This is a genomic window from Klebsiella sp. WP8-S18-ESBL-06, assembly GCF_014169755.1.
GTDB classification, from domain to species: Bacteria; Pseudomonadota; Gammaproteobacteria; order Enterobacterales; family Enterobacteriaceae; genus Kluyvera; species Kluyvera ascorbata_B.
The window spans coordinates 4,038,582-4,064,584 of record NZ_AP022256.1 but is presented as its reverse complement, the minus strand read 5'-3'; the positions used below and the strand labels follow the sequence as shown (position 1 = coordinate 4,064,584).

Annotated in this window: 23 protein-coding genes, 1 pseudogene and 1 other annotated feature; of the genes and pseudogenes, 8 read left to right on the top strand and 16 right to left on the bottom strand. The window is 51.4% G+C overall.

All coding sequences use genetic code 11. From position 1 onward, the window contains the following. Window positions 1–158: 158 nt before the first annotated feature. The 6 genes and pseudogenes from thrC to yjjY form a co-directional block, all read right to left on the bottom strand. Window positions 159–1,445, bottom strand: a complete 1,287-nt coding sequence (gene thrC, locus H7R76_RS19605) for a threonine synthase (protein ID WP_106925266.1) — start codon at window positions 1,443–1,445, stop codon at window positions 159–161. A gap of 3 nt (window positions 1,446–1,448) precedes the next feature. Further along, window positions 1,449–2,378, bottom strand: a complete 930-nt coding sequence (gene thrB, locus H7R76_RS19600) for a homoserine kinase (protein WP_106925264.1) — start codon at window positions 2,376–2,378, stop codon at window positions 1,449–1,451. 1 nt (window position 2,379) lies between these two features. Next, the gene (gene thrA, locus H7R76_RS19595; RefSeq protein ID WP_106925262.1) at window positions 2,380–4,842 is read right to left on the bottom strand and encodes a bifunctional aspartate kinase/homoserine dehydrogenase I; all 2,463 of its coding nucleotides are present in this window, start codon (window positions 4,840–4,842) and stop codon (window positions 2,380–2,382) included. 25 nt (window positions 4,843–4,867) lie between these two features. Continuing rightward, window positions 4,868–4,985 (bottom strand) — a sequence feature (Thr leader region). Beyond that, on the bottom strand, window positions 4,924–4,992 hold the full coding sequence (thrL, locus tag H7R76_RS25170) for a thr operon leader peptide (RefSeq protein ID WP_072129079.1): 69 nt from the start codon (window positions 4,990–4,992) through the stop codon (window positions 4,924–4,926). Its footprint overlaps the feature before it by 62 nt. Window positions 4,993–5,200: 208 nt before the next feature. Continuing rightward, window positions 5,201–5,887, bottom strand: coding sequence for a tRNA/rRNA methyltransferase (locus H7R76_RS19585; RefSeq protein WP_106925260.1), 687 nt, complete (start codon window positions 5,885–5,887; stop codon window positions 5,201–5,203). Between the two features lie 400 nt (window positions 5,888–6,287). Continuing rightward, a pseudogene (gene yjjY / locus H7R76_RS19580) lies at window positions 6,288–6,429 on the bottom strand (YjjY family protein). 96 nt (window positions 6,430–6,525) lie between these two features. On the opposite strand from yjjY, the gene arcA reads away from it, so the two are divergent. Continuing rightward, entirely contained in the window at window positions 6,526–7,242 is a 717-nt protein-coding gene (gene arcA / locus H7R76_RS19575) for a two-component system response regulator ArcA (protein WP_015966004.1), read from the top strand. Between the two features lie 50 nt (window positions 7,243–7,292). Here arcA and creA read toward each other — a convergent pair whose 3' ends face one another. Continuing rightward, entirely contained in the window at window positions 7,293–7,775 is a 483-nt protein-coding gene (gene creA / locus H7R76_RS19570; RefSeq protein WP_106925258.1) for a protein CreA, read from the bottom strand. Between the two features lie 211 nt (window positions 7,776–7,986). Between creA and robA the strand changes: the two genes are divergently transcribed. After that, window positions 7,987–8,856, top strand: a complete 870-nt coding sequence (gene robA / locus H7R76_RS19565; RefSeq protein WP_182966201.1) for an MDR efflux pump AcrAB transcriptional activator RobA — start codon at window positions 7,987–7,989, stop codon at window positions 8,854–8,856. Here robA and gpmB read toward each other — a convergent pair. Further along, entirely contained in the window at window positions 8,853–9,500 is a 648-nt protein-coding gene (gpmB, locus tag H7R76_RS19560) for a 2,3-diphosphoglycerate-dependent phosphoglycerate mutase GpmB (RefSeq protein ID WP_106925254.1), read from the bottom strand. The two genes, robA and gpmB, sit on opposite strands and share 4 nt — an antisense overlap. A gap of 53 nt (window positions 9,501–9,553) precedes the next feature. Between gpmB and yjjX the strand changes: the two genes are divergently transcribed. Continuing rightward, entirely contained in the window at window positions 9,554–10,072 is a 519-nt protein-coding gene (gene yjjX, locus H7R76_RS19555; RefSeq protein WP_106925252.1) for an inosine/xanthosine triphosphatase, read from the top strand. Window positions 10,073–10,201: 129 nt separating this feature from the next. On the opposite strand, the gene trpR is transcribed toward yjjX, so the two are convergent. Both trpR and sltY read right to left on the bottom strand, forming a co-directional pair. Then, on the bottom strand, window positions 10,202–10,525 hold the full coding sequence (gene trpR, locus H7R76_RS19550; protein ID WP_106925250.1) for a trp operon repressor: 324 nt from the start codon (window positions 10,523–10,525) through the stop codon (window positions 10,202–10,204). Between the two features lie 63 nt (window positions 10,526–10,588). Beyond that, window positions 10,589–12,526 (bottom strand): murein transglycosylase, encoded by a 1,938-nt coding sequence (gene sltY / locus H7R76_RS19545; RefSeq protein WP_182966200.1) that lies wholly within the window; start codon window positions 12,524–12,526, stop codon window positions 10,589–10,591. Between the two features lie 221 nt (window positions 12,527–12,747). Between sltY and ettA the strand changes: the two genes are divergently transcribed. From ettA to H7R76_RS19520, 5 genes are all read left to right on the top strand, one after another. Next, the gene (ettA, locus tag H7R76_RS19540; protein WP_182928394.1) at window positions 12,748–14,415 is read left to right on the top strand and encodes an energy-dependent translational throttle protein EttA; all 1,668 of its coding nucleotides are present in this window, start codon (window positions 12,748–12,750) and stop codon (window positions 14,413–14,415) included. A 445-nt stretch (window positions 14,416–14,860) separates the two neighbouring features. Beyond that, complete coding sequence (locus H7R76_RS19535) at window positions 14,861–16,030, top strand: capsule biosynthesis protein (protein WP_182929500.1); 1,170 nt, start codon at window positions 14,861–14,863, stop codon at window positions 16,028–16,030. 31 nt (window positions 16,031–16,061) lie between these two features. After that, entirely contained in the window at window positions 16,062–17,732 is a 1,671-nt protein-coding gene (locus H7R76_RS19530) for a polysaccharide biosynthesis/export family protein (RefSeq protein WP_182966199.1), read from the top strand. Between the two features lie 62 nt (window positions 17,733–17,794). Further along, window positions 17,795–19,816 carry a capsule polysaccharide biogenesis protein gene (locus tag H7R76_RS19525; RefSeq protein ID WP_182966198.1) on the top strand — a complete coding sequence of 674 codons (2,022 nt, stop codon included), beginning with the start codon at window positions 17,795–17,797 and terminating at the stop codon, window positions 19,814–19,816. Between the two features lie 18 nt (window positions 19,817–19,834). After that, on the top strand, window positions 19,835–21,082 hold the full coding sequence (locus H7R76_RS19520) for a capsule polysaccharide biogenesis protein (protein ID WP_182966197.1): 1,248 nt from the start codon (window positions 19,835–19,837) through the stop codon (window positions 21,080–21,082). Window positions 21,083–21,233: 151 nt separating this feature from the next. Here H7R76_RS19520 and H7R76_RS19515 read toward each other — a convergent pair whose 3' ends face one another. The 6 genes from H7R76_RS19515 to H7R76_RS19490 all read right to left on the bottom strand — a co-directional run bounded on the left by H7R76_RS19515 (window position 21,234) and on the right by H7R76_RS19490 (window position 25,512). Continuing rightward, entirely contained in the window at window positions 21,234–21,875 is a 642-nt protein-coding gene (locus H7R76_RS19515) for an acyltransferase (protein ID WP_182966196.1), read from the bottom strand. Window positions 21,876–22,266: 391 nt separating this feature from the next. After that, window positions 22,267–23,043: a stealth family protein gene (locus tag H7R76_RS19510; protein WP_182966195.1), complete on the bottom strand. Its 777-nt coding sequence runs from the start codon at window positions 23,041–23,043 to the stop codon at window positions 22,267–22,269. 64 nt (window positions 23,044–23,107) lie between these two features. Beyond that, the gene (locus H7R76_RS19505) at window positions 23,108–23,548 is read right to left on the bottom strand and encodes a hypothetical protein (protein ID WP_182966194.1); all 441 of its coding nucleotides are present in this window, start codon (window positions 23,546–23,548) and stop codon (window positions 23,108–23,110) included. Between the two features lie 19 nt (window positions 23,549–23,567). Beyond that, the gene (locus H7R76_RS19500) at window positions 23,568–23,927 is read right to left on the bottom strand and encodes a hypothetical protein (RefSeq protein WP_182966193.1); all 360 of its coding nucleotides are present in this window, start codon (window positions 23,925–23,927) and stop codon (window positions 23,568–23,570) included. A gap of 92 nt (window positions 23,928–24,019) precedes the next feature. Then, a complete protein-coding gene (locus H7R76_RS19495) occupies window positions 24,020–24,343 on the bottom strand; it encodes a glycosyltransferase (RefSeq protein WP_227673987.1) in 324 nt (107 codons plus the stop codon). 48 nt (window positions 24,344–24,391) lie between these two features. Further along, window positions 24,392–25,512, bottom strand: a protein-coding gene (locus H7R76_RS19490; RefSeq protein WP_182966187.1) for an IS3-like element ISSen4 family transposase whose coding sequence is annotated in 2 segments (ribosomal slippage) — window positions 24,392–25,254 and window positions 25,254–25,512 — 1,122 coding nt in all. Because the reading frame shifts where the segments join, the coding sequence is not laid out codon by codon here. Between the last annotated feature and the right edge of the window lie 491 nt (window positions 25,513–26,003).

The window sequence follows — 26,003 nt, the reverse complement described above, 5'->3', positions numbered from 1 at the left end:
TGAACAAAGCTTACCGCCGTAGAACCCGCGTTGTTATTCTCCGCAATCCTATAATCTAACGCCCCGCATTTATTGGGAATATCTCCTTTTTCCCTGCGGAATGTCTGCATAATTTCTCCCTATTTCCCCCTCCACAGGGAAGGAGGAAACGGAGAAGATTACGCGTTGCGCATCATCAGCTGGCGCAGTGCGGCATAGTCGGCCGGCAGGTTGTGAGACAGCAGCGGCAGGTCGGCGCGGTCTGCCAGCGCTTTAGGCAGCGGCAGGGTTTCGCCCAGGATCGCTTCCACGCTTTCCTTAAACTTCGCCGGATGCGCGGTACCGAGGAACAGACCATATTCACCCGGCTGCAGCTGGTCACGCAGTGCACGGTAGGCAATCGCCGCGTGCGGTTCGGAGGTGTAGCCCAGCGACTGCAGTTCACGCATAGTGGCCTTTGTCGTTTCGTCATCCACCGCCGCATAACCCAGTTCGTTCAGGCGCCAGATTTTACGGCGGAACAGCTCTTCTACACGCGGCCAGTTGTTCGGCTGGCTCACGTCCATTGCGTTCGACAGCGTCGCCTGAGTGGCCTTCGGCGCCCACTTCCCATCCTGCAGGAAGCGCGGCACGGTGTCGTTGGCATTGGTGGCGGCGATAAAGCGTTTCACCGGCAGGCCCAGCGATTTAGCCAGCAGGCCCGCGGTCAGATCGCCGAAGTTACCGCTCGGCACGGAAATCACCAGCTGGTTACGCGCTTCCTGTGGCAGCTGCGCTACCGCTTCGAAGTAGTAGCAGATTTGCGCCAGCAGGCGGCTGATGTTGATGGAGTTTGCGGAGTTCAGACCCAGTGCAACCTTCAGTTCTTCATCATCGAAGGCCTGTTTCACCAGCGCCTGGCAGGCGTCAAAATCACCGTCAATGGCGACGGTTTCAATGTTGCCGCCCAGCGTACAGAACAGCTTCTCCTGCAGCGGGCTGATTTTGCCGCGCGGGTACAGAATCACCACGTTGACGTTCGGCAGGCCGTAGAACGCATGCGCCACGGCAGCACCGGTGTCGCCGGAGGTTGCCGTCAGGATGGTCACCGGCTTATCGCCTGCAATATGGGTCAGCATCTGCGCCATAAAGCGGCCGCCGAAGTCTTTAAACGCTAGGGTCGGACCGTGGAACAGCTCCAGGCAGCCAACGTCTTCCTGCACCTTGTTCACCGGCGCCGGGAAGGTAAATGCCGTCGCAATGCGCGCAGCGAGCTCATCCTGTGGGATCTCATCGCCGATAAACGCGGAGAGTATTTTCGCGCTGCGGGTGACGAAATCCTGCGTTAACAGGTCATCAATGTCGGTCAGGTTGAATTCCGGCAGATCGTGCGGGAAAAACAGCCCCTGTTGCTTGCCAAGGCCTTGCGTAACGGCCTGCGCGAAGCTGACCTGTTCATTGTGATCTTTTAAGTTATAGAGTTTCATCGGTTATCCCACGACTCGTGCGCCGGCTGTATCCAGACGGCAAATATGAACAAAACCTTCTTGATTTTGCAGGTAATTCTGGCCAAGCCAATCGGCCACTCGCTGTGCGGTATCGGGTTTATCACACAGCGCAAACAGCGTTGGGCCGGAACCGGAGATCCCGCAGGCAACGGCGCCAATGCCCGCCACCGCCTGACGCGCCTCGCTGAAGCCCGGCAGCAGTTTGGTACGGTATGGCTCGGCAATCACGTCTTTCATCAGTTTCGCGGCCAACTGGGGCTGGCGTGAGTAGCAGGCGTGAATAAACCCAGCCAGATGGCGGCCATGCGCGATGCAGTCCTGACGGCGATACTGCGCAGGCAGAATCGCGCGCGCCTCCGCCGTTGAGACCTTGATCCCCGGATAGGCCAGCACCCACAGCCACTCATCAAAACAAGGAACCTGCTGGCTGATAATCCCGTTCTCTTCGATCATCAGCTGCATGCCGCCCAGATAGCACGGCGCAACGTTATCGTAGTGCACGCTGCCGGAGATGCGCCCTTCCAGCTCGCCCATCAGGGCCAGCATGCGGGTTTCGTCCAGCGGCTTACCGCAGTGTTCATTCATCGCTACCAGCGCAGCGACAACGGAACAGGCGCTGGAGCCCAGCCCTGAACCAATCGGCATATTTTTTTCCAGCGTCATCGCCACCGGGATTTCTTTGCCTATTTCCTGGCAGAAGCGCTCCCAGCATTGATAAACAATATTTTCCTGGGCCACGCTCGGCAGTTTATCCGCAAAGCGCCCCACATTTTGCAGGCTGAAACGGTCTGCCGCTTCAACCGAGACGTTATCGCCCAGCAGGCTGCCGTCAACCGGCGTGACGGCGGCACCCAGTACATCAAACCCGACGCTCATATTGGCACTGGAAGCCGGGGCATACACCTTAACCATTTTAAACTCCTAACTTCCATGACAATGTGCGCAGCAAATCGGCAAACACCCCTGCCGCCGTCACGTCGTTGCCTGCGCCATAGCCGCGCAGCACCAGCGGCAGCGGCTGGTAGTAGTGGCTGTAGAACGCCAGCGCGTTCTCGCCGTTTTTTACTTTGAACAGCGGATCGTTGCCGTCAACGGCGGCAATTTTCACCCGGCAGACGCCGTCTTCCTCGATGTTGCCCACGTAGCGCAGCACTTTGCCTTCATCACGCGCTTTAGCGACGCGCGCGGAGAATTCATCATCCAACTGCGGCAGACGCGCCATAAAGCTGTCGGTATCGCCCGAGGCGTCGAAGCTCGACGGCAGCACCGATTCGACCACGATATCACTCAACTCAAGGCTGCGCCCGGTTTCTCGCGCCAGAATGAGCAGCTTACGCGCCACGTCCATACCGGACAGATCGTCACGCGGGTCCGGCTCGGTATAGCCCAGCTCGCGCGCGACGGCGGTCGCCGCGGACAGGCTCATGCCTTCATCAAGCTTGCCGAAAATAAACGACAGCGAGCCAGAAAGAATGCCGGAGAAATGCTGCAGCTCATCGCCCGCATTCAGCAGATTTTGCAGGTTCTCAATCACCGGCAGACCTGCGCCGACGTTAGTGTCGTAGAGGAATTTACGCCGCGATTGCCCTGCCGCATGACGCAGTTGATGGTAGTAATCCATCGACGATGTATTGGCCTTTTTGTTCGGCGTCACCACGTGGAACCCTTCGCGCAGGAAGTCGGCGTACTGATCGGCTACCGCCTGGCTGGAGGTGCAGTCAACGATCACCGGATTCAGCAGGTGATACTCTTTCACCAAGCGAATCAAGCGGCCCAGGTTGAACGGCTCTTTGGCTTCCGAAAGCTCCGACTGCCAGTTCTCAAGATTCAGCCCGTGCACGTTGGTCAGCAGCGCGCGCGAGTTGGCAACGCCGCAGACGCGCAGGTCAATGTGCTTCTTCTTCAGCCACGCCTGCTGACGTTTGATCTGCTCAAGCAGCGCACCGCCTACCCCGCCAACGCCCACCAGGAACACTTCAATGACCTGATCGGTGTTAAACAGCATCTGGTGCGTCACGCGCACGCCGGTCGTGGCGTCGTCGTTGTTCACCACTACGGAGATAGAACGCTCGGAAGATCCCTGAGCAATGGCCACAATGTTGATATTGGCGCGGGCAAGCGCCGCGAAAAACTTCGCTGAGATACCGCGCAGCGTGCGCATGCCGTCGCCAACAACGGAGATAATGGCCAGACGCTCCATGATAGACAGCGGCTCCAGCAGCTCTTCTTTCAGCTCCAGATAGAACTCATCCTCCATAGCCTTGCGCGCACGCGCGCAGTCGCTTTGCGGCACGCAGAAGCTGATGCTGTATTCGGAAGAGGACTGGGTAATCAATACCACCGAAATGCCCGCGCGGGACATGGTGGCAAACACGCGCGCCGCCATGCCGACCATGCCTTTCATGCCCGGGCCAGAGACGTTGAACATCGCCATGTTGTTGAGGTTAGAGATACCCTTCACCGGCAGCGAGTCATCGTCGCTGCTGGCGCCGATGAGCGTGCCCGGCGCCTGCGGGTTACCAGTATTTTTGATCAGGCAAGGAATCTGGAACTGAGCGATAGGGGCAATGGTACGCGGGTGAAGGACTTTCGCACCAAAGTAGGAAAGCTCCATTGCTTCCTGATAGGACATGCTTTTCAGCAGCACCGCATCCGGCACCTGGCGCGGGTCGCAGGTGTAGACGCCGTCGACATCGGTCCAGATTTCACAACAGTCTGCACGTAGACAGGCAGCCAGCACGGCGGCAGAGTAGTCAGAACCGTTACGCCCCAACACCACCAGCTCGCCTTTTTCATTGCCGGCGGTAAAGCCCGCCATCAGCACCATGTGATCCGCCGGTATCTGGCTGGCCGCAATGCGACGAGTTGATTCAGCAATATCGACTGTAGATTCAAGGTAATGGCCAACGGCCAGCAGTTTCTCAACCGGGTTAATCACCGTGACCTTGTGGCCACGTGCGCTCAGCAGCCCCGCCATGATGGCGATAGACAGCTTCTCGCCGCGGCAGATCAGGCCCGCGTTGACGCTGTCAGGGCACTGCCCAAGCAGGCTGATACCGTGGAGAATATGTTTGATCTGGGCAAATTCGAGCTCAACGGCCGCCTTCAGTTCCGCCAGCGGGAATCCCGGCTGAGCGGTAGCAAGCCCTTGAAGAAGTTCAGCAAAGATACGTTCGGCGTCGGCGATATTGGTCAGCGCGTCCTGGCCGCCAATGGTTTTTTCAATCATCGCCACCAGATGGTTGGTGATTTTTGCCGGGGCAGAGAGCACGGTTGCTACCTGCCCCTGCCTGGCGTTACTTTCCAGAATGTCGGCAACACGCAGAAACCGTTCCGCATTTGCCACTGATGTACCGCCGAACTTCAAGACTCGCATGGTTTTTACCCCTTGATCTTCAGTCGAAAAAAAAGCCCGCACTGTTTAGGTGCGGGCTTTTTTCTGTGTTTCCTGTACGCGTCAGCCCGCACCGTTACCTGTGGTAATAGTGGTGGTGGTAATGGTCATAATGCTGCTGATGCGAATCATGGATGTTGTGTGCTCTGTTATTTAGCTGTCTGTGCTATACCTATATTGGTTAAAGTATCTGGCCATCTAAGTCAATGTATTTTTAACTTCGTCACGTTTCGCAACCACTTCACATACGCCCATACAGCCCGCAACAAACCACCAATATAGCCATAAGACAGACACATTACCGGGTAATAACACCATAAAGAAATCAAATGACAGAACTTTACTCTGGAATATTTTTTTCAATATCATGCAGTAATCTGTGCAACATTGCCGTATCACGTTGCTCGAGTAAGCCAATACGTTGTTGCAGCCAGTCGGCCAGTTTTACATCTCCAGCCACCTCGAGTCGTTCAAGCAAACGCGTGATACGCGCTCTTAACGCAATCAGCTGATTTTCGTCACTCTCCGTGACTACCGGGTTTGCCGTTTGTAACAGTGACGAGAGCTGATAACAATAAACCATCACCGCCTGCCCGAGATTCAATGAAGGATAATCAGCCACCATCGGTACGCCGGTTAACACATCGGCTAACGCCAGCTCATCGTTGGTGAGCCCGGAATCTTCACGACCAAACACCAGCGCCGCATGGCCCATCCACTGCGCTTTTTCCGCCAGCATCGGCACCAGCTCCTGCGGCGTCGCGTAGTAGTGAAAGCGTGCGCGGCTGCGCGCCGTCGTGGCAACGGTGAAGTCCACATCGTGAAGCGCCTCTGCCAGCGTGGGATAGCAGGTAATGCCTTCGAGGATGTCAGAAGAGCCGTGAGCGACCCACCCGGCCGCCGGTTCCAGATGGGCAACGCTATCGACAATACGTAGGTCGTTAAATCCCATCGTTTTCATGGCCCGGGCGGCGGCGCCGATATTTTCGGCCCTTGCTGGCGAAACCAGCACAATAGATAAGCGCATTTAAAGTTCTCTTAATTTGCTGTCTTCAGGCAATAATGTGATGTACTTCAACATATTGCGCAGCGCGAATTTACAAAAATGCAACAAAAATCACTGAAATGATGTTTCACAATACATAAAAGACGCTAAACTATTTACGGCAATATATGGCGTATTTTATGTTAACAGATAGCAGATATCTTACTGTTTATATGAACTATTTCCATTCGCGCTGAACGATAGTAATTGGATTCATCACATTTATCAGTTAACCTGTGCAACTACTTGAGTTGTGGAAAAAATGTGATAGGCGTTATCATTCCGGAGTGATGATTTCACCAAACTGTTAACGTGCTACAATTGAACTTGATATATGTCAACGAAGCGTAGGTTTATTGGCGGTCTGGTGCCTCTTTACCTGTTATGTTGCTGTTAAAATGGTTAGGATGACAACCGTTTTTGACACTGTCGGGTCCAGAGGGAAGAGTACCCACGACCAAGCTAATGATGTTGTTGACGTTGATGGAAAGTGCATCAAGAACGCAATTACGTACTTTAGTCATGTTACGCCGATCATGTTAATTTTCGACATGCATCAGGCAGGTCAGGGACTATTGGTACTTCCTGTTTCGATTTAGTTGGCAATTTAGGTAGCAAACATGCAGACCCCGCACATTCTTATCGTTGAAGACGAGTTGGTAACACGCAACACGTTAAAAAGTATTTTCGAAGCAGAAGGCTACGATGTTTTCGAAGCGACCGATGGCGCGGAAATGCATCAGATCCTGTCTGAAAATGATATCAACCTGGTAATCATGGATATCAACCTGCCAGGGAAAAATGGCCTGCTGCTGGCGCGCGAACTGCGTGAGCAAGCGAACGTTGCCCTGATGTTCCTGACCGGCCGCGACAATGAAGTCGACAAAATCCTCGGTCTGGAAATTGGCGCAGATGATTACATCACCAAGCCGTTCAACCCGCGTGAACTGACCATCCGTGCGCGCAACCTGCTGTCCCGTACCATGAACCTGGGTACCGTCAGCGAAGAACGCCGTAGCGTAGAAAGCTACAAGTTCAACGGCTGGGAGCTGGACATCAACAGCCGCTCTCTGGTGAGCCCGAACGGCGAGCAGTACAAGCTGCCGCGCAGTGAATTCCGCGCGATGCTGCACTTCTGTGAGAACCCGGGCAAGATTCAGTCTCGTGCTGAACTGCTGAAGAAAATGACCGGCCGTGAGCTGAAGCCGCACGACCGTACGGTTGACGTGACCATTCGTCGCATCCGTAAGCATTTTGAGTCTACGCCGGATACGCCGGAAATCATCGCCACCATTCACGGCGAAGGTTACCGCTTCTGCGGCGAGCTGCAGGAATAAAAAATAAAAACGGCGCGTTAAGCGCCGTTTTTATTTGCCTTAATCCTATCCTACTTCGCTTCGACGCCCCACGGCATAATAGGTACCGCGCTGATCGCATTCTTTGGCGAACCGTCAACGACTTTGTCTGAATAGGCTAAGTAGGCCAGCACGTTACGTTTCTTATCGTAGAACCGCACAACCTGTAGTGATTTAAACACCAGCGACGTGCGCTTTTTAAAGACCACGTCACCGTCCGCTTTGCCATTCTTAATTTTGTCGCTGAGGGTAACCGGCCCAATCTGCTGGCAGGAAATCGCCGCATCTGAGGTGTCTTCAGCCAGCCCCAGCCCCCCTTTAATACCGCCAGTCTTCGCTCGGCTCACGTAGCAGGTGACATTCTGCACGTCCGGATCGTCAAACGCTTCTACCACGATTTTATGATCGGGCCCGAACATTTTGAAAACCGTATCAACAGAACCAATCTGCTCCGCGTGGGCCGCCAGGCTGGAGACGCTGAGCAACAGGCCAGCCATTAATTTCTTGTATTTCATATTGTTACCATTTCCGTCGATTGAGTCGGGTGATTATTCAATATCTAATTAGAAAATGTTTAAAGATCACAGCTTTACAAAAAATAGGGCAATATCGAGTGTTAAAACGCATTTATGCATAAAAAAAACACCGAATGCTAAAACAGCAAAAGATGCTATTATCCGCTACTTTGGTAACAGGCACATAAGATTTTAAGGATGAGGGCATTTTATGGATCAAGCTGGAATTATTCGCGATCTCCTCGTTTGGCTGGAAGGCCATTTGGATCAGCCTCTATCGCTGGATAATGTGGCGGCAAAAGCGGGTTATTCTAAATGGCATCTGCAGCGTATGTTCAAAGATGTCACCGGCCATGCCATCGGTGCCTATATCCGCGCCCGCCGTCTGTCTAAATCTGCTGTTGCACTGCGCCTGACCGCTCGCCCGATCCTTGATATCGCGCTGCAGTATCGTTTTGACTCTCAGCAGACCTTTACACGGGCGTTCAAAAAGCAGTTTACGCTGACGCCGGCGCTGTATCGTCGTTCGCCGGACTGGAGCTTCTTTGGCATGCGGCCGCCTCTGCGCCTGGGCGAGTTTACGATGCCAAAATACGAGTTTATTACACTGCCAACTACCCATCTGCTGGGCGTAACCCAGAGCTATACCTGCAAGCTGGAAGAGATCTCCGATTTCCGCCAGCAGATGCGCGTCCAGTTCTGGACCGATTTCCTCGCCAACTCGCCGTCCATCCCGCCGATTCTGTACGGGCTGCACGAGCCTCGCCCTAGCCTGGAGAAAGACGACGAGCAGGAAGTGTTCTATACCACCGCGCTGACGCCAGAGATGGCCAACGGCCACGTGGACGACGTGCATCCGGTTATCCTTGAAGGCGGCGAATACGTGATGTTTACCTACGAAGGATTGGGAACCGGGGTGCAGGAGTTTATTCTGACGCTGTACGGTACCTGTATGCCAATGCTTAACCTGACGCGTCGTAAAGGTCAGGACATCGAACGCTTCTTCCCGCAGGACGAAGCGCGGAATCAGGAGCCGCCGATTATGCTGCGCTGCGAGTATCTGATTCCAATCCGTCGTTAACGCTGTAGCTCATCCAACGCAGGGGTATCGAGATGTGAGATATCCCCTGCCGTTTCAACCACCCATCCCGGCGCCAACCACAGGCTTTCCTGATAATCCACCCGCGAGATAGAGCAGTTACGCAGACGCAAGCGGCGCTCCGCGTGCGCAGGCAGCCCCAGAATAGTGCTCACCAGACAGCCTAGCGCGATACCGTGGCTCACCAGCAGCGGGCGACTGCCGGTTGGCAGATCGAGACAGGCGGCCAGCGCCGCATGCATACGCTCGCTCAGCTCCTGCATAGATTCGCCCTGCGGAATACGCCCGTCCGGCGTGCCGTTAACCACCTGACGACGCCACAGCTCTTCCTCCGCGGTTAATGAATCGAGGTGGCGCTGCTCCAGCACCCCCATATCTAACTCGCGCAGGCGCGCATCCAGCGTGACACCACAGCCGCAGGCATCGGCAATGATCTCAGCGGTACGGCGCGTACGGCCCAGATCGCTGGCAATGACGTGGGTGATGCCGTAGGTGCGCACGCGCTCGCCTACCTGCATCGCCTGCTGCTCCCCTTTCTCCGTCAGGGGGCTATCGGACTGACCCTGAATACGCCGCTCGGCGTTCCAGCGGGTTTCGCCATGGCGAACAAGATATACCTGTAACATGTTTTTTATCCGTTATACTGCGATGACATTTTTTTATCTGAGTTGTGTAGATTATGCATCAAGTTGTCTCCGCTACCACCAATCCTGCCAAAATTCAGGCAATTCTTGCGGCATTTGACCAGATTTTTGGCGAAGGATCCTGCCAGGTCGATGCGATCTCCGTTGATACCGGCGTCCCGGAACAGCCGTTCGGCAGCGAACAAACGCGCGCAGGCGCACGTAACCGGGTCGCTAACGCGCGAGCAGCACGTCCGGACGCTGATTTTTGGGTGGCCATTGAAGCCGGAATTGATGAAGGTGCCACCTTTAGTTGGGTGGTTATTGAGAGCAGAGACCAACGCGGCGAGGCGCGTTCCGCCACCTTGCCTCTGCCGGAGACAATCCTCGAGCAGGTGCGCGCGGGGGAAGCGCTGGGGCCGGTGATGTCGAAGTACACCGGCATCGATAAGATTGGCAATAAAGAAGGCGCTATCGGCGTTTTCACCGCCGGCGTATTAACCCGCAGCAGCGTTTACCATCAGGCGGTGGTGCTGGCGCTTAGCCCGTTCCATAACGACCTGTATCACCGATAGATACTGATATCAGGCAAGCCATTGCGCACTGCCGGATGGCGGCTTCGCCTTATCCGGCCGACAACTGCAGGTAGGCCTGATAAGCGTAGCGCCATCAGGCAAGCCATCGCACACTACCAGATGACGGGCTTAGGTTTTAGGTAGGGTTTGTTCCAGCCACTGGCGCAGCTCTACTGGCGCCGATTTCAGGCTGTTCGATCCACGAGTGATCGTCGCGATCCCCGCGCCCAGCTCGTTTTTCAGCTCACGCTGGCTCATTTCGCCGCGCAGCAGTTCTTCGATAATACGCACGCGAGTACCCAATGCTTCGCGCTCGTCCGGGGTCATGATTAAATTAAGCAGCGGCTGTGCAAGATCGTCGGTATATGCCAGACGCAGAAGCTCCACAAAGCGAAGCCACTCCTGGTTACGCTGCTCAGCCATCGTCGCTGAATAAGGGGATTGTTGGGTCATGTCAGGCCACCATGTTATGCATGTACTCTTAAACGAGTACAAGCATAACACAGGTCTTACCTATCAGTAACGTCGTTGCCACTCATTACTGCTGAGCACATCCTCTTTCTGGCCCATAAAGTGACGGTAATAGGCATCGTAGGCCAGCACGTTCTTCACGTAACCGCGCGTTTCAGAGAACGGAATGCTCTCGATAAACGCGACCGCATCGATGCGCCCGGCGCTGTTGCCAAGCCAGGTGCGCACGCGACCCGGCCCGGCGTTATACGCCGCAGAAGCAAAAATACGGTTATTTTCAAACTGCTGGTAAACGTATTGCAGGTAGCTGGTGCCAATATTGATATTGGTTTCCGGATCGAGCAGCTGCGCAGGATTGCTGTAGCCCGGCAGATTAAACATTTTAACCGTATGGGTCGCAGTGCCCGGCATAATCTGCATCAGCCCGCTGGCACCTACCGGTGATTTCACCTTCGGGTTCCACGCGCTTTCCTGACGTGCAATCGCCATCGCGTAGCTTTGTGGCACGTCTTTACCTGCGGTGTAACGCACGAACAGGTCGTTATAGGCCAGCGGGAAACGTTCCTGCAAATTGTCCCACAGCTTGCCAGCGATGGTTGCCTGTACGCTAAGATCCCACCATTGGCGATCGAAAGCATAGCGAGCCAGCTGCGCCTGCTCGGTTTGATTACGGCTGCTCACCAGGTTTGCCCACTCGCTACGCGCAGTGTTGTCCTGATTCCAGTACATCAGTTCGCGCACGCGCGCCATTTCTGCGCCGTCGGTCAGCGTTGCGGAGATAGCCCCCGGCGCTTTATCGATACGCAGCATATAAGGCTCGCCCAAACGCTGCGCCGCCACCATCGGGTAGAACCCGCGCTGCTGCATCAGCGACAGCAAAATGCCGCGCGCTTCGTCATCGCGCCCTCGCTCCATCAACAAATCGGCCTGCCAGTAGCGCCACTCGTCTTTCTCTTTGGCCTCCATCGGCAACCGTGCCAGCCAGGTGTTCAGCCCGGTACGGTCGCCGGTACCCAGAGCCATACGCACGCGGCGTTCAATGAGCGAGGTCGACTGCGAACGCATAATGGCGTCATCCCGCCAGCGCGCCTGTTCATCGGTCACGTCAGTGCCCATCAGCCGCCAGGCGACAATATCGCGCAGCTCCTGAGTTTGTTCTTCATTCAACTGCTGCGCCTGCACCAGCGTGGGAATCATCAGCCGTGCGTTTTCCACATCCTGGCGGGCAACGCTGCTAAACGCGACCGCCGCCAACTGACGGGTAAAGTCAGTCGCCCCGGTGGTACGGGCAAAAGTCAGCACGTTGTTGGGATTGTTATTCAGATCGGTAATCGCGCTGGCGATCGTTTGATATTCGGCCGGCATTTGCCCGGCCAGCACGTTCACCAGCCCCGTATTGCCAGCCTTCATCGCCAGACGAATGCGCTCCAGGTAAGCCAGCGGATCCTGAGTACCGGACGCGCGCCAGGCGCTAAACAGCGGATCGCAGGCATTGGGCCGACTTTGACCGGTAAGCCACAGGCTTTTTGCCCCCTCCCAGGCGCCCTGGGTATCGCCCACGTTATATTTGGCATAGTAATAGTTACACTGCGCCTCCGCAGTGCCGGGCTTATCGGGGCTAAACGCCAGCAGCCCGCGCCAGTCCTGGCGTCGGGCGAGCTCATTCACGAAGCGATTTTTTAACGTTCTGGCAGGCGGCAGCGTCGGGTTCGCCTGCACAAACTGGGTGACAGACAGCGCGGGCGTGTTCATCAGATCGCCGGAAAGCTGGCGGTATTCCTGGTACGGGTACAGCGGGTAGTCGCGCAGGGTCGGCATGAGCTGCGCCACCACCTCCATCTGGCCGTTGTCCCAGGCCTGTTTGATTTGCGCATAGCGGCTGCGCTGCTGGTCCAGCGAATCGGCGCGGGCAACGCTACTGACGGTCAGCAGGCAGATACCTGCTGCCAGCAGATGCCACGTAAATTGTTGGGCTTTTTGCACAAGCTCTTCCTCGTTGTCACGTTACGTCGGTGCAGCATCATGCCGCGTAATAAATTGATGCTAACGACTGATCGCGCAATGCGCCACGCCGTGAACACTTTTTTACGTTTTATCTGCGATGTCGCGCAGCTGAATTTGCCTGCTGGGATTGGACGGTGAAAACAGCTACACTTCGCCTTTGAAAAAACTCTATTCATCACGATAAAGAGGCGAAGTCCAACGTGGCTCAATTCGTTTATACCATGCATCGTGTCGGCAAAGTGGTTCCGCCGAAACGTCATATTCTTAAAAACATCTCGCTGAGCTTCTTCCCTGGCGCAAAAATCGGTGTTCTGGGTCTGAACGGCGCCGGTAAATCTACCCTACTGCGCATCATGGCCGGTATTGATACCGACATTGAAGGTGAAGCGCGCCCGCAGCCGGGCCTTAAAATTGGCTACCTGCCGCAGGAGCCGCAGCTGAATCCTGAACATACCGTTCGTGAATCCGTTGAAGAAGCCGTTGCCGAAGTGGTTAACGCGCTGAAAGGCCTGGACGAAGTGTACGCCAAGTACGCTGAACCGGACGCCGACTTCGACAAGCTGGCTGCCCAGCAGGGTAAGTTCGAAGAAATTATCCAGGCGCACGACGGCCACAACCTGAACGTGCAGCTTGAGCGCGCCGCTGATGCGCTGCGTCTGCCGGACTGGGACGCTAAAATCGAAAAACTCTCCGGTGGTGAACGCCGCCGCGTCGCGCTGTGCCGTCTGCTGCTGGAAAAACCAGACATGCTGCTGCTCGACGAACCCACTAACCACCTGGATGCGGAATCCGTCGCCTGGCTGGAACGCTTCCTGCACGACTTCGAAGGCACCGTTGTGGCGATTACCCACGACCGTTACTTCCTCGATAACGTTGCCGGTTGGATCCTCGAACTTGACCGCGGTGAAGGTATTCCGTGGGAAGGTAACTACTCCTCCTGGCTGGAGCAGAAAGATCAGCGTCTGGCTCAGGAAGCCTCTCAGGAAGCGGCTCGCCGTAAATCCATCGAGAAAGAGCTGGAGTGGGTTCGTCAGGGCGCGAAAGGCCGTCAGTCTAAAGGCAAAGCACGTCTGGCGCGTTTTGAAGAGCTCAACAACGTTGAGTATCAGAAACGTAACGAAACCAACGAACTGTTCATTCCACCTGGCGCACGTCTGGGCGACAAAGTTGTGGAAGTCAGCAACCTGCGTAAGTCCTATGGCGACCGCGTGCTGATCGACGACCTGAGCTTCTCCGTGCCGAAAGGCGCGATTGTCGGGATCATCGGCCCGAACGGCGCGGGTAAATCGACCCTGTTCCGCATGATGTCTGGCCAGGAACAGCCTGACAGCGGCTCAATCACCCTGGGTGAAACCGTGAAGCTGGCTTCGGTTGACCAGTTCCGCGATGCGATGGATAACAGCAAAACCGTGTGGGAAGAAGTGTCCGGCGGGCTGGATATCATGAAGATCGGCAACACCGAGATGCCAAGCCGCGCCTACGTTGGCCGCTTTAACTTTAAAGGCGTCGACCAGGGCAAACGCGTTGGCGAGCTGTCCGGCGGTGAGCGCGGTCGTCTGCACCTGGCGAAGCTGCTGCAGGTGGGCGGCAACGTCCTGCTGCTCGATGAACCGACCAACGACCTGGATATCGAAACCCTGCGCGCGCTGGAAAACGCCCTGCTGGAGTTCCCGGGCTGCGCAATGGTTATCTCGCACGACCGTTGGTTCCTCGACCGTATCGCGACCCACATTCTGGACTATCAGGATGAAGGTAAAGTGGAGTTCTTTGAAGGTAACTTCACCGAATACGAAGAGTACAAGAAACGCACACTGGGCGCGGATGCGCTGGAGCCGAAGCGTATTAAGTACAAGCGTATTGCGAAGTAATGCGGTTCAAGCGGGTGGCGAAAGCCATCCGCTTTAATATTACTTAATACATAATAAAGAAATAATAAAAATATTCAGACGGATTTTAAATCATCTTTTTTAAATCAATAACGCTCACTATCTCTCCTTAAAATATAGCATCATCAAATACATCCTCCTTAAGAAAACCCTCTCATATATAATCACTATTGTTATGCCTTAACGACTGTGCTAAAAATGCCGCATGAATTTTGCTTTGCGATTATTCATAAAAACAATTTATGGATAGGAATCCATTTGAAATAAAAATACCATTTGATAATACACAAAGGAATGCAATGTCTTATCACATTATTTCCCATGCGTTATTCCGTTTGAACTCACGAAATAAAGGGTATGGATGAGAACTGGCTCACCACTGAAAATATATAAACCAACCCCATTAATTAAGTTCAATAAATAGCCCATGAATATGAATAAAGTGCTGTCTAGCCGTTTTATTGCCAGAAAAAAAAGGCTGGCTCGCTCGGTAATAAAAAAAATCCGACAAATCGATATTCAGCGCCATCTGTGGAAGGCCATTATCGCCGCCCCGATGTGCCTGTTGATTATCTATCTGGCGGTTTTCAGCCAGCCGCGCTACGTCAGTGAGTCTAAGGTCGCGGTTAAGCGGCCCAACGAACTCGACAGTTCCAACCTGAATTTCGGCCTGCTGCTGGGGGCCTCTAACCCGTCATCCGCCGAAGATTCGTTGTACCTGAAAGAGTACATTAACTCACCGGATATGCTGCAAACGCTGGATAAGAAACTCAATTTTCATCACGCGTTTAGCCAAAGCGGCTGGGATTTCTTGTTCCACCTCCCCGCCGATATCACCGCAGAGCGTTATCTGGATTACTACCGCTCGCGCCTGAGCGTAAATTACGATGAAAAAACCGGCCTGCTGTCTATTGAAACGCAGGGGTTTACCCCCGAATTCGCACAGGCATTTAACCAGGCGGTGCTGAAAGAGTCCGAGCGTTTTATTAACGAGCTATCGCACAAAATCTCGCGCGAGCAGATGCAGTTTGCCGAAGAGCAGCTGCAGGAAACAAAGGATCGTCTGAGCGCAAGCAAAACCCAGCTATTAGCCTACCAGAATAGCAACAATGTGCTCGACCCGGCGGCGTCGGCGGAAGCGGCCACCACGTTGGTCAATACGCTAATCGCAAAGCGAATCGATATGGAAGCGGAGCTGCGTAATCTGCTGACCTATTTACGCGAAGATGCACCGCAGGTGGTCAGCACCAAAAATGCGATTAAGTCTTTACAGGCCCAGATTGACGTTGAGCAAAACAAAATCACCGCGCCGGACGGTAAGAAACTGAATAGCATGGCCGCTGATTTTGAAGATCTGAAAACCACGGTGAAATTCGATAACGATCTGTATGCGCTGGCGTTACAGGCTATTGAAAAAACGCGTCTGGAAAGCGCGCGTAAATTAAAAACGCTGTCGGTGATTAGCTCACCGCAGCTGCCGCAAGAATCCAGATTTCCCAATGTACTGTATCTCTTAGCCAGTTGGTTATTGGTGTGTTGTCTGCTTTTTGGCACGGCCAAATTATTGATCGCCATTATTGAAGATCACAAAGACTAATTAACCGCCAATATCATTAACAGAGTCTATTATGAAATTAGTTAAAACGATTCTTGTATTGAGTATCCTGCAATCCTGCCAGGCGCTGGCGGTTGGGATTACCGCCGATCCGCAGCTGACGGGCGCGGCCGGGCTGCCTCAACTGCTGGCGGCCAAAGCACAAAGTACCGATAGCAGCGGCTTCGATAACACCCCAATTGCCCTGCCCGCACCGCCGTTGAGCCGTATGTTCGGCGCACAGCTCTTCAATGGCTCCACGGCAGACAGCGGCACCAGTATTGGTTTCAACCCGGGTTATATCATCGGCTTAGGCGACACTATTCAGATTCGCCTGTGGGGCGCATTTAATTTCGACGGCGCGCTGCCCGTTGACCCGAAAGGCAATATTTTCGTGCCCAACGTCGGTCCGCTGAAGGTGAACGGCGTCAGTAACGGTCAGCTCAATAGCCTGGTCACGGCAAAAATCAAAGAAGTCTATCAGTCGAATGTCAACGTCTATGCCTCGCTGCTTCAGGCACAGCCGGTGAAAGTGTTCGTCACCGGCTACGTCAGAAACCCGGGGCTTTACGGCGGCGTGGCCTCCGACTCGCTGCTCTCCTATCTAAGCAAGGCGGGTGGTGTCGACAGCGAGCGCGGCAGCTATGTCGATATCACCGTGAAGCGCGGTAAAAGCGTGCGCTCGCACATCAACCTGTACGACTTCCTGCTCAACGGCTCGCTGAATCTGTCACAGTTTGCCGATGGCGATACCATCGTGGTCGGCCCGCGCCAGTATACCTTTAGCGTCGAAGGCGACGTGTATAACAGCTATGACTTCGAGTTTCACGATAGCAGCATCCCGGTAAACGAAGCGCTGCAATGGTCGCGGCCCAAGCCGGGCGCAACGCACTTTACCATTATCCGCCAGCAGGGTGCGATGAAGCGGACCGAGTACTACCCGCTTAGCAGCGCCTCCGGAAAAATGCTGCAAGACGGCGATAAACTGATCGTCAGCTCTGACCGCTATGCCGGAACAATCCAGGTCCGTATTGAAGGTGCCCACTCCGGCGAACACGCGGTGGTACTGCCGTATGGCTCGACCATGAAGCAGGTGCTGGCGCAGATAAAAACTAACAGCATGTCACAGCTCAGCAGCATACAGCTCTACCGCCACTCGGTGGCCGTACGCCAGAAAGAGATGCTCAATACTTCGCTGCAGAAGCTGGAGGAAACCTCGCTTTCATCGCAGTCAGCGACTCAGGAAGAGGCTCGGCTGCGCGTGCAGGAAGCGCAGCTCGTCAGCCGCTTCGTCGCCAAAGCGCGCAACGTGGTGCCTAAGGGCCAGGTAGTGCTTAACGAGAGCAACCTCGACAGCGTCATTCTGGAAGACGGCGACGTTATCACCATTCCGGAAAAAACCTCGCTGGTCATGATCCACGGTTCGGTGCTGTTCCCCAACGCAATCTCCTGGGATAAGAAGTTCGATGTCGATGACTACATTGAGAAGTGCGGCGGCCTGACGCAGAAGTCGGGGCAGTCAAAAATTATCGTTATTCATCAGGATGGTTCCGCAGTCGATGCCGACGATGTCGATGACGTGAAGCCCGGCGATGAAATTATGGTCCTGCCGAAGTACGAAACGAAGAATCTGGAAGTGACGCGCGGTATCTCCACCATCCTTTACCAGATGGCGGTGGCGGCGAAGGTTATTTTGGATCTGTAACACATAGGGCGTGGCGGAGAGACTCCGCCACCGAAAGATCACCCATATGGAAGCCGTTCAGGATGATAGGCATCTACTCTTCAGGCATCTGGCAACTCCCGCATCTTCAGCGTTTTTTAGGCGAAGCATGCTGCAAACTGACCCCGCTATCTTCTCTCCCGGGCAACGTGGATGCCATTGCCGTTTGGGGCGAACGCCCTTCTGCCCAGCGCCCAATTGAACGGGCGCAAAAAGCCGGGTTGCCCGTACTGCGCCTGGAGGATGGATTCACCCGCTCGTTAGAACTTGGGGTAAACGGCGCACCGCCGTTGGGCATCGTGGTGGACGATCTCGGTATCTATTACGACGCCCGTCGCCCCAGCCGTCTGGAAATACTGATCAAACAAGAAGCCGAAACCCCAACGTTGAAAAACGAAGCGCTGCGTGTCGCCGCGTTTATTGTTGAAAACGATCTTTCAAAGTACAACCATGCCCCACGCTTCAAAGAAACGCATCATGCCAACGTGACGCTGGTTGTCGATCAAACCTACGGCGACGTCTCCGTTACGCTCGGTGGAGCAACCGAGCGCCAGTTTGCGGCGATGCTTTCCTGTGCGAAGAAGGAGCACCCGCACGGTGAGATTTGGGTTAAAACCCATCCGGATGTGCTGACAGGAAAAAAGAAAGGCTATTTTGAAGCGCTGACCGCCGATCCCCGCATTCGGCTGATAACGAAAGATTTCAGCCCGCAGTCCCTGCTGCGCCAGGTTTCGCACGTTTATACCGTGACCTCGCAGTACGGAATTGAAGCATTAATGGCGGGTAAGAAAGTGACCTGTTTCGGCCTGCCGTGGTATGCCGGCTGGGGGTTAACCGATGACCGTCATCCTCAATCACAGGACATTGCCGCCCGCCGTGGCAACGCACCGCTCAGCGCCCTGGTTGCCGCCGCATGGCTGCAATACACCCGCTACGTTGACCCGCACACGGGTGAAGCTAGCACGCTACCCGATGTACTGGAGTACCTGCGTCTACAGCGTCAACATTTGCTGGCCCGTAGCGGCCAATTGTGGGCCCCCGGAATGACGCTGTGGAAGAGCAGTATCGTTCGACCCTTTCTAAAAACATCCGGCAACAGCGTTGATTTCTCGCATAAGGGAAAAGAAGCCAGCGCCTGCGTCGTCTGGGGAATTAAGGGTGAGCAGCGCTGGCGGCAGAAGGCTTCCCAGTACGATATCCCGGTATGGCGGATGGAAGATGGCTTTCTCCGCTCTTCAGGGCTGGGCTCAGATTTGCAGCCACCGCTATCTCTGGTGCTGGACAAAACCGGCATTTACTACGATGCCAGTCGTCCCAGTGACCTTGAAAATTTGCTCATACATTCTGACCTGGTGCCGGAACAGCAGCGGCGGGCAGAGGCTTTACGGCAGAAGCTTATCGCAAACAAACTGAGTAAATACAACCTTGGCGCCAGCTGGCAGATACCCGTCGGAGCCGCAGGTAAGCGTAGGCTGCTGGTGACGGGACAGGTGGAGAATGATGCCTCCATCGCGAGTGGAACCGCAACGATCAGAACAAACCTGTCGCTGCTGAGCACCGTACGAGCACGCCATCCCGATGCATTTATTATCTACAAGCCCCACCCGGACGTCCTGGTTGGCAACCGACCGGGCCATATTCCGGATGAGGAAATGCACCGCCTTGCCGACTGCGTCGCGCTGGACGCCGATATCATCGAATGTATTCAACAGGTTGATGAAGTGCACACCATGACTTCGCTATCAGGGTTTGAGGCCCTGATGCACGGCAAGGCTGTTTATTGTTACGGCATGCCCTTCTACGCAGGCTGGGGGCTAACCACCGACGAATACGCCTGCGAACGACGTCAGCGTTTACTGACCATTAGCGACTTGCTCTACCAAACGCTTATCGGCTACCCCACCTACATTCATCCGGCATCTAAACAGTGCATCTCACCGGAGATGGCCATGGACTGGCTGCTTGCACAAAAGCGGCAGGTGATGGGGGTAAAACGCGGCGCAGGTCAGTATTTGCAGCGGCAGGGTCGCAAGCTGCACATGCTGATGAAAACGATGAAGAACTAGCATCGAGAAGGATTCTCCATGAACAGTAATACGATTAATACGCTCCTCTCAGGAAAGCGCTACCTGCTTTTGCAGGGGCCAATGGGCCCGTTCTTCAACGATATGGCGGAATGGCTGGAGTCCCAGGGCCGCGAGGCTATGAATGTCGTCTTTAACGCCGGCGATCGTTTTTACTGCCGTACTAGGCAGTACTTAACGTACAAGCAAACGCCAGGAGAGTTTCCGCACTGGCTAAAAGAGACATGGCAAACCTATCCCTTCGATACCATCCTTTGTTTCGGTGACTGTCGCCACCTCCATCAGGCTGCAAAGCGCTGGGCACAAGCCAAAGGCGTGCGCTTCCTGGCATTCGAAGAGGGCTACCTACGGCCACACTTTATTACCCTGGAAAATGGGGGCGTAAACGCTTATTCATCCCTTCCCCGCGATCCTGAATTCTATCGCCAGCTCCCCGAGCAAGCAGAACTTGAGGTACACAGTTTGAAGCCCTCAACCAAGCTGCGTATCTGGCACGCCACATGGTATTACCTGGTCAGTTGGTATCATCGAGAGCAATTCCCCCAGTATCGCCATCACAAGGTGTTTTCACCCTGGTATGAAGGTAAATGCTGGATCCGTGCCGGCTGGAGAAAACAGTGGTATCGCTATAAAGAACGCCACGTGATGGGCATGCTAAAGAGCAAGCTGGATAAACGTTATTTTCTCGCCATTCTTCAGGTTTACAACGACAGCCAGATACGCAACCACAGTCCTTATAAGGATGTGCGTAACTACATCAACGACGTGATGTATTCGTTTTCGAAGAAGGCATCACCGATGGATTTTCTGGTGTTTAAGCACCATCCGATGGATCGTGGGCATCGACTATATGGGCCGTTGATTAAAAAGCTGAGCAAACAGTATGGCGTGAGTAGCCGGGTTATTTATGTTCACGATCTGCCAATGCCCAAAATGCTGACGCATGCGAAGGCGGTTATCACGATTAACAGCACGGCAGGAATTTCTGCGCTGATCCACAACAAACCGTTGAAAGTAATGGGGCAGGCGCTGTATGACATTAAAGGGCTGACGTACCAGGGGCATTTAAACCAGTTCTGGACGGGACATTTTAATCCTGATATGAAATTGTTTAAGAAATTTAGCATTTATTTGCGGGCTAATACGCAGATTAATGCGGTGTTTTATGGACGGAAGTCACCTGAAATGGTGCAGTATCAGGTGACTCACGAAGAGAAGGTTATGGAGGGGAAGTGGTTTTTGCAGTGAAAGGGTGTTCGAGTATAACAATAGAATATTTGTTATTACCTTTTAAATAATAGACCAAATTTTATAACATAGAAACACCATTATATAAGATCAACCAATACAACATTGAAAAATATAAAATACAAATATTAGAAGAGAGAAAAATTATAATTCATAACACACGAACAGGAAGTGGCTCCATTGATATTAATTCTCTTTGCCATTTAACATTCTCTTTAATTACTTTCGCGGGAATCCCCACAGACAAGGTGTTCTTAGGTAGTGGTTTCGTCACAATAGATTTTGCGCCAATTATACTTCCGCTACCAATTGTTACGCCTTTCTGTACGATAACTCCTTCTCCAATCCATACTGAGTCATCAATTTTCACATCACGAGCCGGATTAATTCTCTCACCAGTCTCAATACTTATTATTGAATGCCAATCCGTTGTAGATATTGAGATATCAGAAAAAAGACACCCATCTCCAATCAGTATGTTAGCCTTTTCCATAGCCGTGAACAACGCATGTCTATTCATGACTGTTTTCTGACCAATAATAATCTTAGAGTCTGAGCCTATGTAGTAACGCCCACGAATATAGGTTGAAGAACCAATGTCTAAAAGACCGTTGCCTTGTTCTAGATTCAATGAAAAATTATTTAAAATACATCCATTACCAAATATAATTTTTGACCCGTTGCTTTTCCCATAAGTGAGAGAAAACACACCAGTAACTCTGGATGGCCGACCGACAACCTCATTTCCAGCCGCGATGAATCGTGCAATTTGTTGTTCTATATCTTCATTCATGTTACACCGCCAATAAGTTTATTTAAAAAATAAAAAAATCAAGTTTAGATTAAAAATCACACAATGCCTCTACCTATAAAAATCTTTTAAAAAATCTGACAATGCATTGCAGTAACTATTATCTGAAAATTCATTTGAACTAAAATCATTTGCACAAAAAGAGTGTGGCAAATTATTATTTTTTTTTGCACTTAGCAAATAGTTATAAAAACTTTTAGCCGATGGAGACCTTATATTAAAGTAAACACTAATATCAATATTAGGGGATGCATCTCCAAAATAATATTGCAGATACGGAACTAAGAAAGTAGCAAGATTCAAATCCTCCCCTGATCTAAAATTATTTTTAGAAAACGCGTTTATCCTATCACCAAATAGTTCAAATGCAAGGTTATAATATTTTTTTGAGCGGAACATAAGTATGAGTTATTGCCCTATCATATTTAACGTTAAGTTTCCTTTTGAATAATTCATTAACATTATTGCATGCAGAGAGCGTCGCAGTCCTCCTCCCAATATCATTCATAGAAATTATACTTTTTGCACTCGCGAATAAACTGGCATGTCCATTAGATCTAAAGAAATGAGATGAATCCATCTCTCTAGCAACAAAAAAATCGTCATTAAAATAAATGAAATCATCAGACAGCCCAGGTATTTTATGTAAATAGACTTCAATAACATGAGAATTAAATGTTGGGAGAAACTCAGTCGGAATAATTTCTTTGTGATCAATAATTTTTACTTTATTTAAGAAGAGAGCAGGAAGCTCCGGAATTTGCTCATCCGTTACAACATATATATTATTAACCCAAGGAAGATACTTATTTACACTAAGAATAGAGAAATAAAGTTCATTATGATCAGTATATCTTGAATCCTCCGTTGCATACAATTCAAAATCGCCTACATTTGATATATAGCTATTCTTTTTTTCTACCCACGATGAATCATTTAAAGAAACCCATGTATACACAACATCAATGTTACAACTGGGAGAAAAACCCTTATTAATATTAAATTCGGTATCGTAAATGATGTTTTCCGTTAATGATTGAACATCACATTGATTTAAGACAAGAGGAAATTTATTAATTAATGCATCTCTAACATACAGGCCTGGATGTGATATAAACTTCCTAACTTTCCTATTAATTTTTAAATTCATAAATCAATCACCAACAGAGTTCATTCTAATGAGGAGAGGTCCCCCTCCCCTCATATATCAAGGGTTAATTATCTAAAATAATTTCGTTCTCAGATATTGACTCATGGGGTACAATATCATTAAGGAAGGTATCGAAATCAGCTTTATCCTTGATTGCATGGTTAAATGTAATTGCCAATGGACAGCGCTTAGAACCATGTACTGATTTTATCCATACAAATTTCTCCATGTAACCATAACTAAGATTTGCATATTGTACAGGAGTAGCCTTTACAGTGTCCTTGCCAACCAAAGAATTAACAACTGGTAAAAAATCAAAAAGATAGAATGCATTGTTATCAATATCTTTAGCAATGTCGTTGTAATGGACCAATTGCATATTATCAATACAGCAATAGTTATTTATTGAGGAGAAATTAACTGAAGCCCCTGGCAATAATTGGCCAAGAACATCCATTAGCCTTTCATCTTTTTTAAATTGCTTTGTTATATAAGTAAATGGCACTCCTGCGTTACTTATAAAGTCAGAAACATTGACATTTCGTAAAAAAAAAGAAATTCATATCAATGAATACGAAAATTTCTTTTTTTGGAGATATTCGCAACACAACCTTTTCAAAAAAATCCTGATACGTCTCATATATAACATAATTATTATTTAGAGTTTTTATGTTTTTTGAAATATAATATACCCGATTGAAATTGGTGTATTTTTCAATAGAGCGGCATTGATATTTCAATATATCAGACTTTGCAATATTATCAGAAATAACATCAACAACAACCAAATTAACTTTAACTGCCTCAAGGTTATATTTAAGTAAAGGTATATTTGCTTGCGCATCATTGTTCTTTTTACTTACTTCACTTGCTTTTCCGTTCATTACTATTTTCCTTTGAGTCTTATTAAATCGTTTTGATAACGCATCATTGAAAAACAACTTTGGATTGTGAACTAATTTTCTCATTTTTGACATTAATCACAGACCTCCAAGAACCTTTCTACAACTTTAGATATCTCATATCGTTCGATATAGGTTTTCCTTGCATTTACTCCCAGCCTATCTAATAAATCATTATCATTTATTAAGCGTTCCATTTGAGAAGCTAAATGATGAACATCAAAACAAGGAGAAACCAGAGAGTTAAACTCATGTTTGAGAAATTCCTTTGGCCCATACTCAATATCAAAACTGACGACTGGTTTACCCATGCTGAAACTTTCAATATAGACCATACCAAAACCTTCCCTAGAAGAGGTCAAGGCACAAAAATCGCTATTATATATTTCCTCATACACTAAAGAAGTTGGTGGGCAGTGACCTGCCCCCACGATTAGATACAACACTCAGTTAGTAACGTCGGAATCTTCATTCTCAGAATGACCCTTTCTCCAGCCCGCTGCAAATTCAGACGGTGTCTGATAATTCAGCGTGGAGTGCGGGCGGCATTCGTTATAATCCTGCCGCCAGTCATTAATAATTTTCCTGGCATGAACGATATCGCTGAACCAGTGCTCATTCAAACATTCATCGCGAAATCGTCCGTTAAAGCTCTCAATAAATCCGTTCTGCGTTGGCTTGCCCGGCTGGATTAAGCGCAACTCAACACCATGCTCAAAGGCCCATTGATCCAGTGCACGGCAAGTGAACTCCGGCCCCTGGTCAGTTCTTATCGTCGCCGGATAGCCTCGAAACAGTGCAATGCTGTCCAGAATACGCGTGACCTGAACGCCTGAAATCCCAAAGGCAACAGTGACCGTCAGGCATTCCTTTGTGAAATCATCGACGCAGGTAAGACACTTGATCCTGCGACCGGTGGAAAGTGCGTCCATGACGAAATCCATCGACCAGGTCAGATTGGGCGCCGCCGGACGGAGCAGCGGCAGACGTTCTGTTGCCAGCCCTTTACGACGTCTTCTGCGTTTTACGCCCAGGCCACTGAGGTGATAAAGCCGGTACACGCGCTTATGATTAACATGAAGCCCTTCACGGCGCAGCAACTGCCAAATACGACGGTAGCCAAAACGCCTGCGCTCCAGTGCCAGCTCAGTGATGCGCCCTGATAAATGCGCATCAGCAGCCGGACGGTGAGCCTCATAGCGGCAGGTCGACAGGGATAAACCTGTAAGCCTGCAGGCACGACGTTGCGACAGACCGGTCGCATCACACATCAACATCACGGCTTCCCGCTTCTGGTCTGTCGTCAGTACTTTCGCCCAAGAGCCACCTGAAGCGCCTCTTTATCCAGCATGGCTTCGGCAAGCAGCTTCTTGAGTCTGGCGTTCTCTTCCTCAAGCGACTTCAGGCGCTTAACTTCAGGCACCTCCATACCGCCATACTTCTTACGCCAGACGTAAAACGTGGCATCGGAAATGGCATGCTTGCGGCAGAGTTCACGGGCGGGTACCCCAGCTTCGGCTTCGCGGAGAATACTGATGATCTGTTCGTCGGAAAAACGCTTCTTCATGGGGATGTCCTCATGTGGCTTATGAAGACATTACTAACATCGGGGTGTACTAATCAACGGGGAGCAGGTCACCACTTCTTAACGGTAATGTGTCACCGGTGATGGTAATATTATAGGAACTAAACGATCGTAATGTGACAGAGGCATATAACCCAGTAATGTTAGTTTTAAATATCTCTACGTTACCGTAAAAGCCTGCTGAAATTAGCCCTGACTCTATTGAAAGTCCATTCCCTGTCCCTTGGTTTGACTGCGTACAAAAAAGACTATTGGTATTCGTACTTGATGAACCATGGTTTGCATTCCAGTTTATGGTGACATTCGCGGGGGCAAGTTGGGATGTCCTGCTAAAATAGACCGTTCGGCCAGTGGGATAGCTCATTGCATTGTAACCATCACCAGTCGGGCCACCATGATCCCAGTTTTCAACATAGTTTCCTAAGGTAAAGGTTTCTGTTGCGTGAGCATTAGGCATTAGAATTAGTAGTATT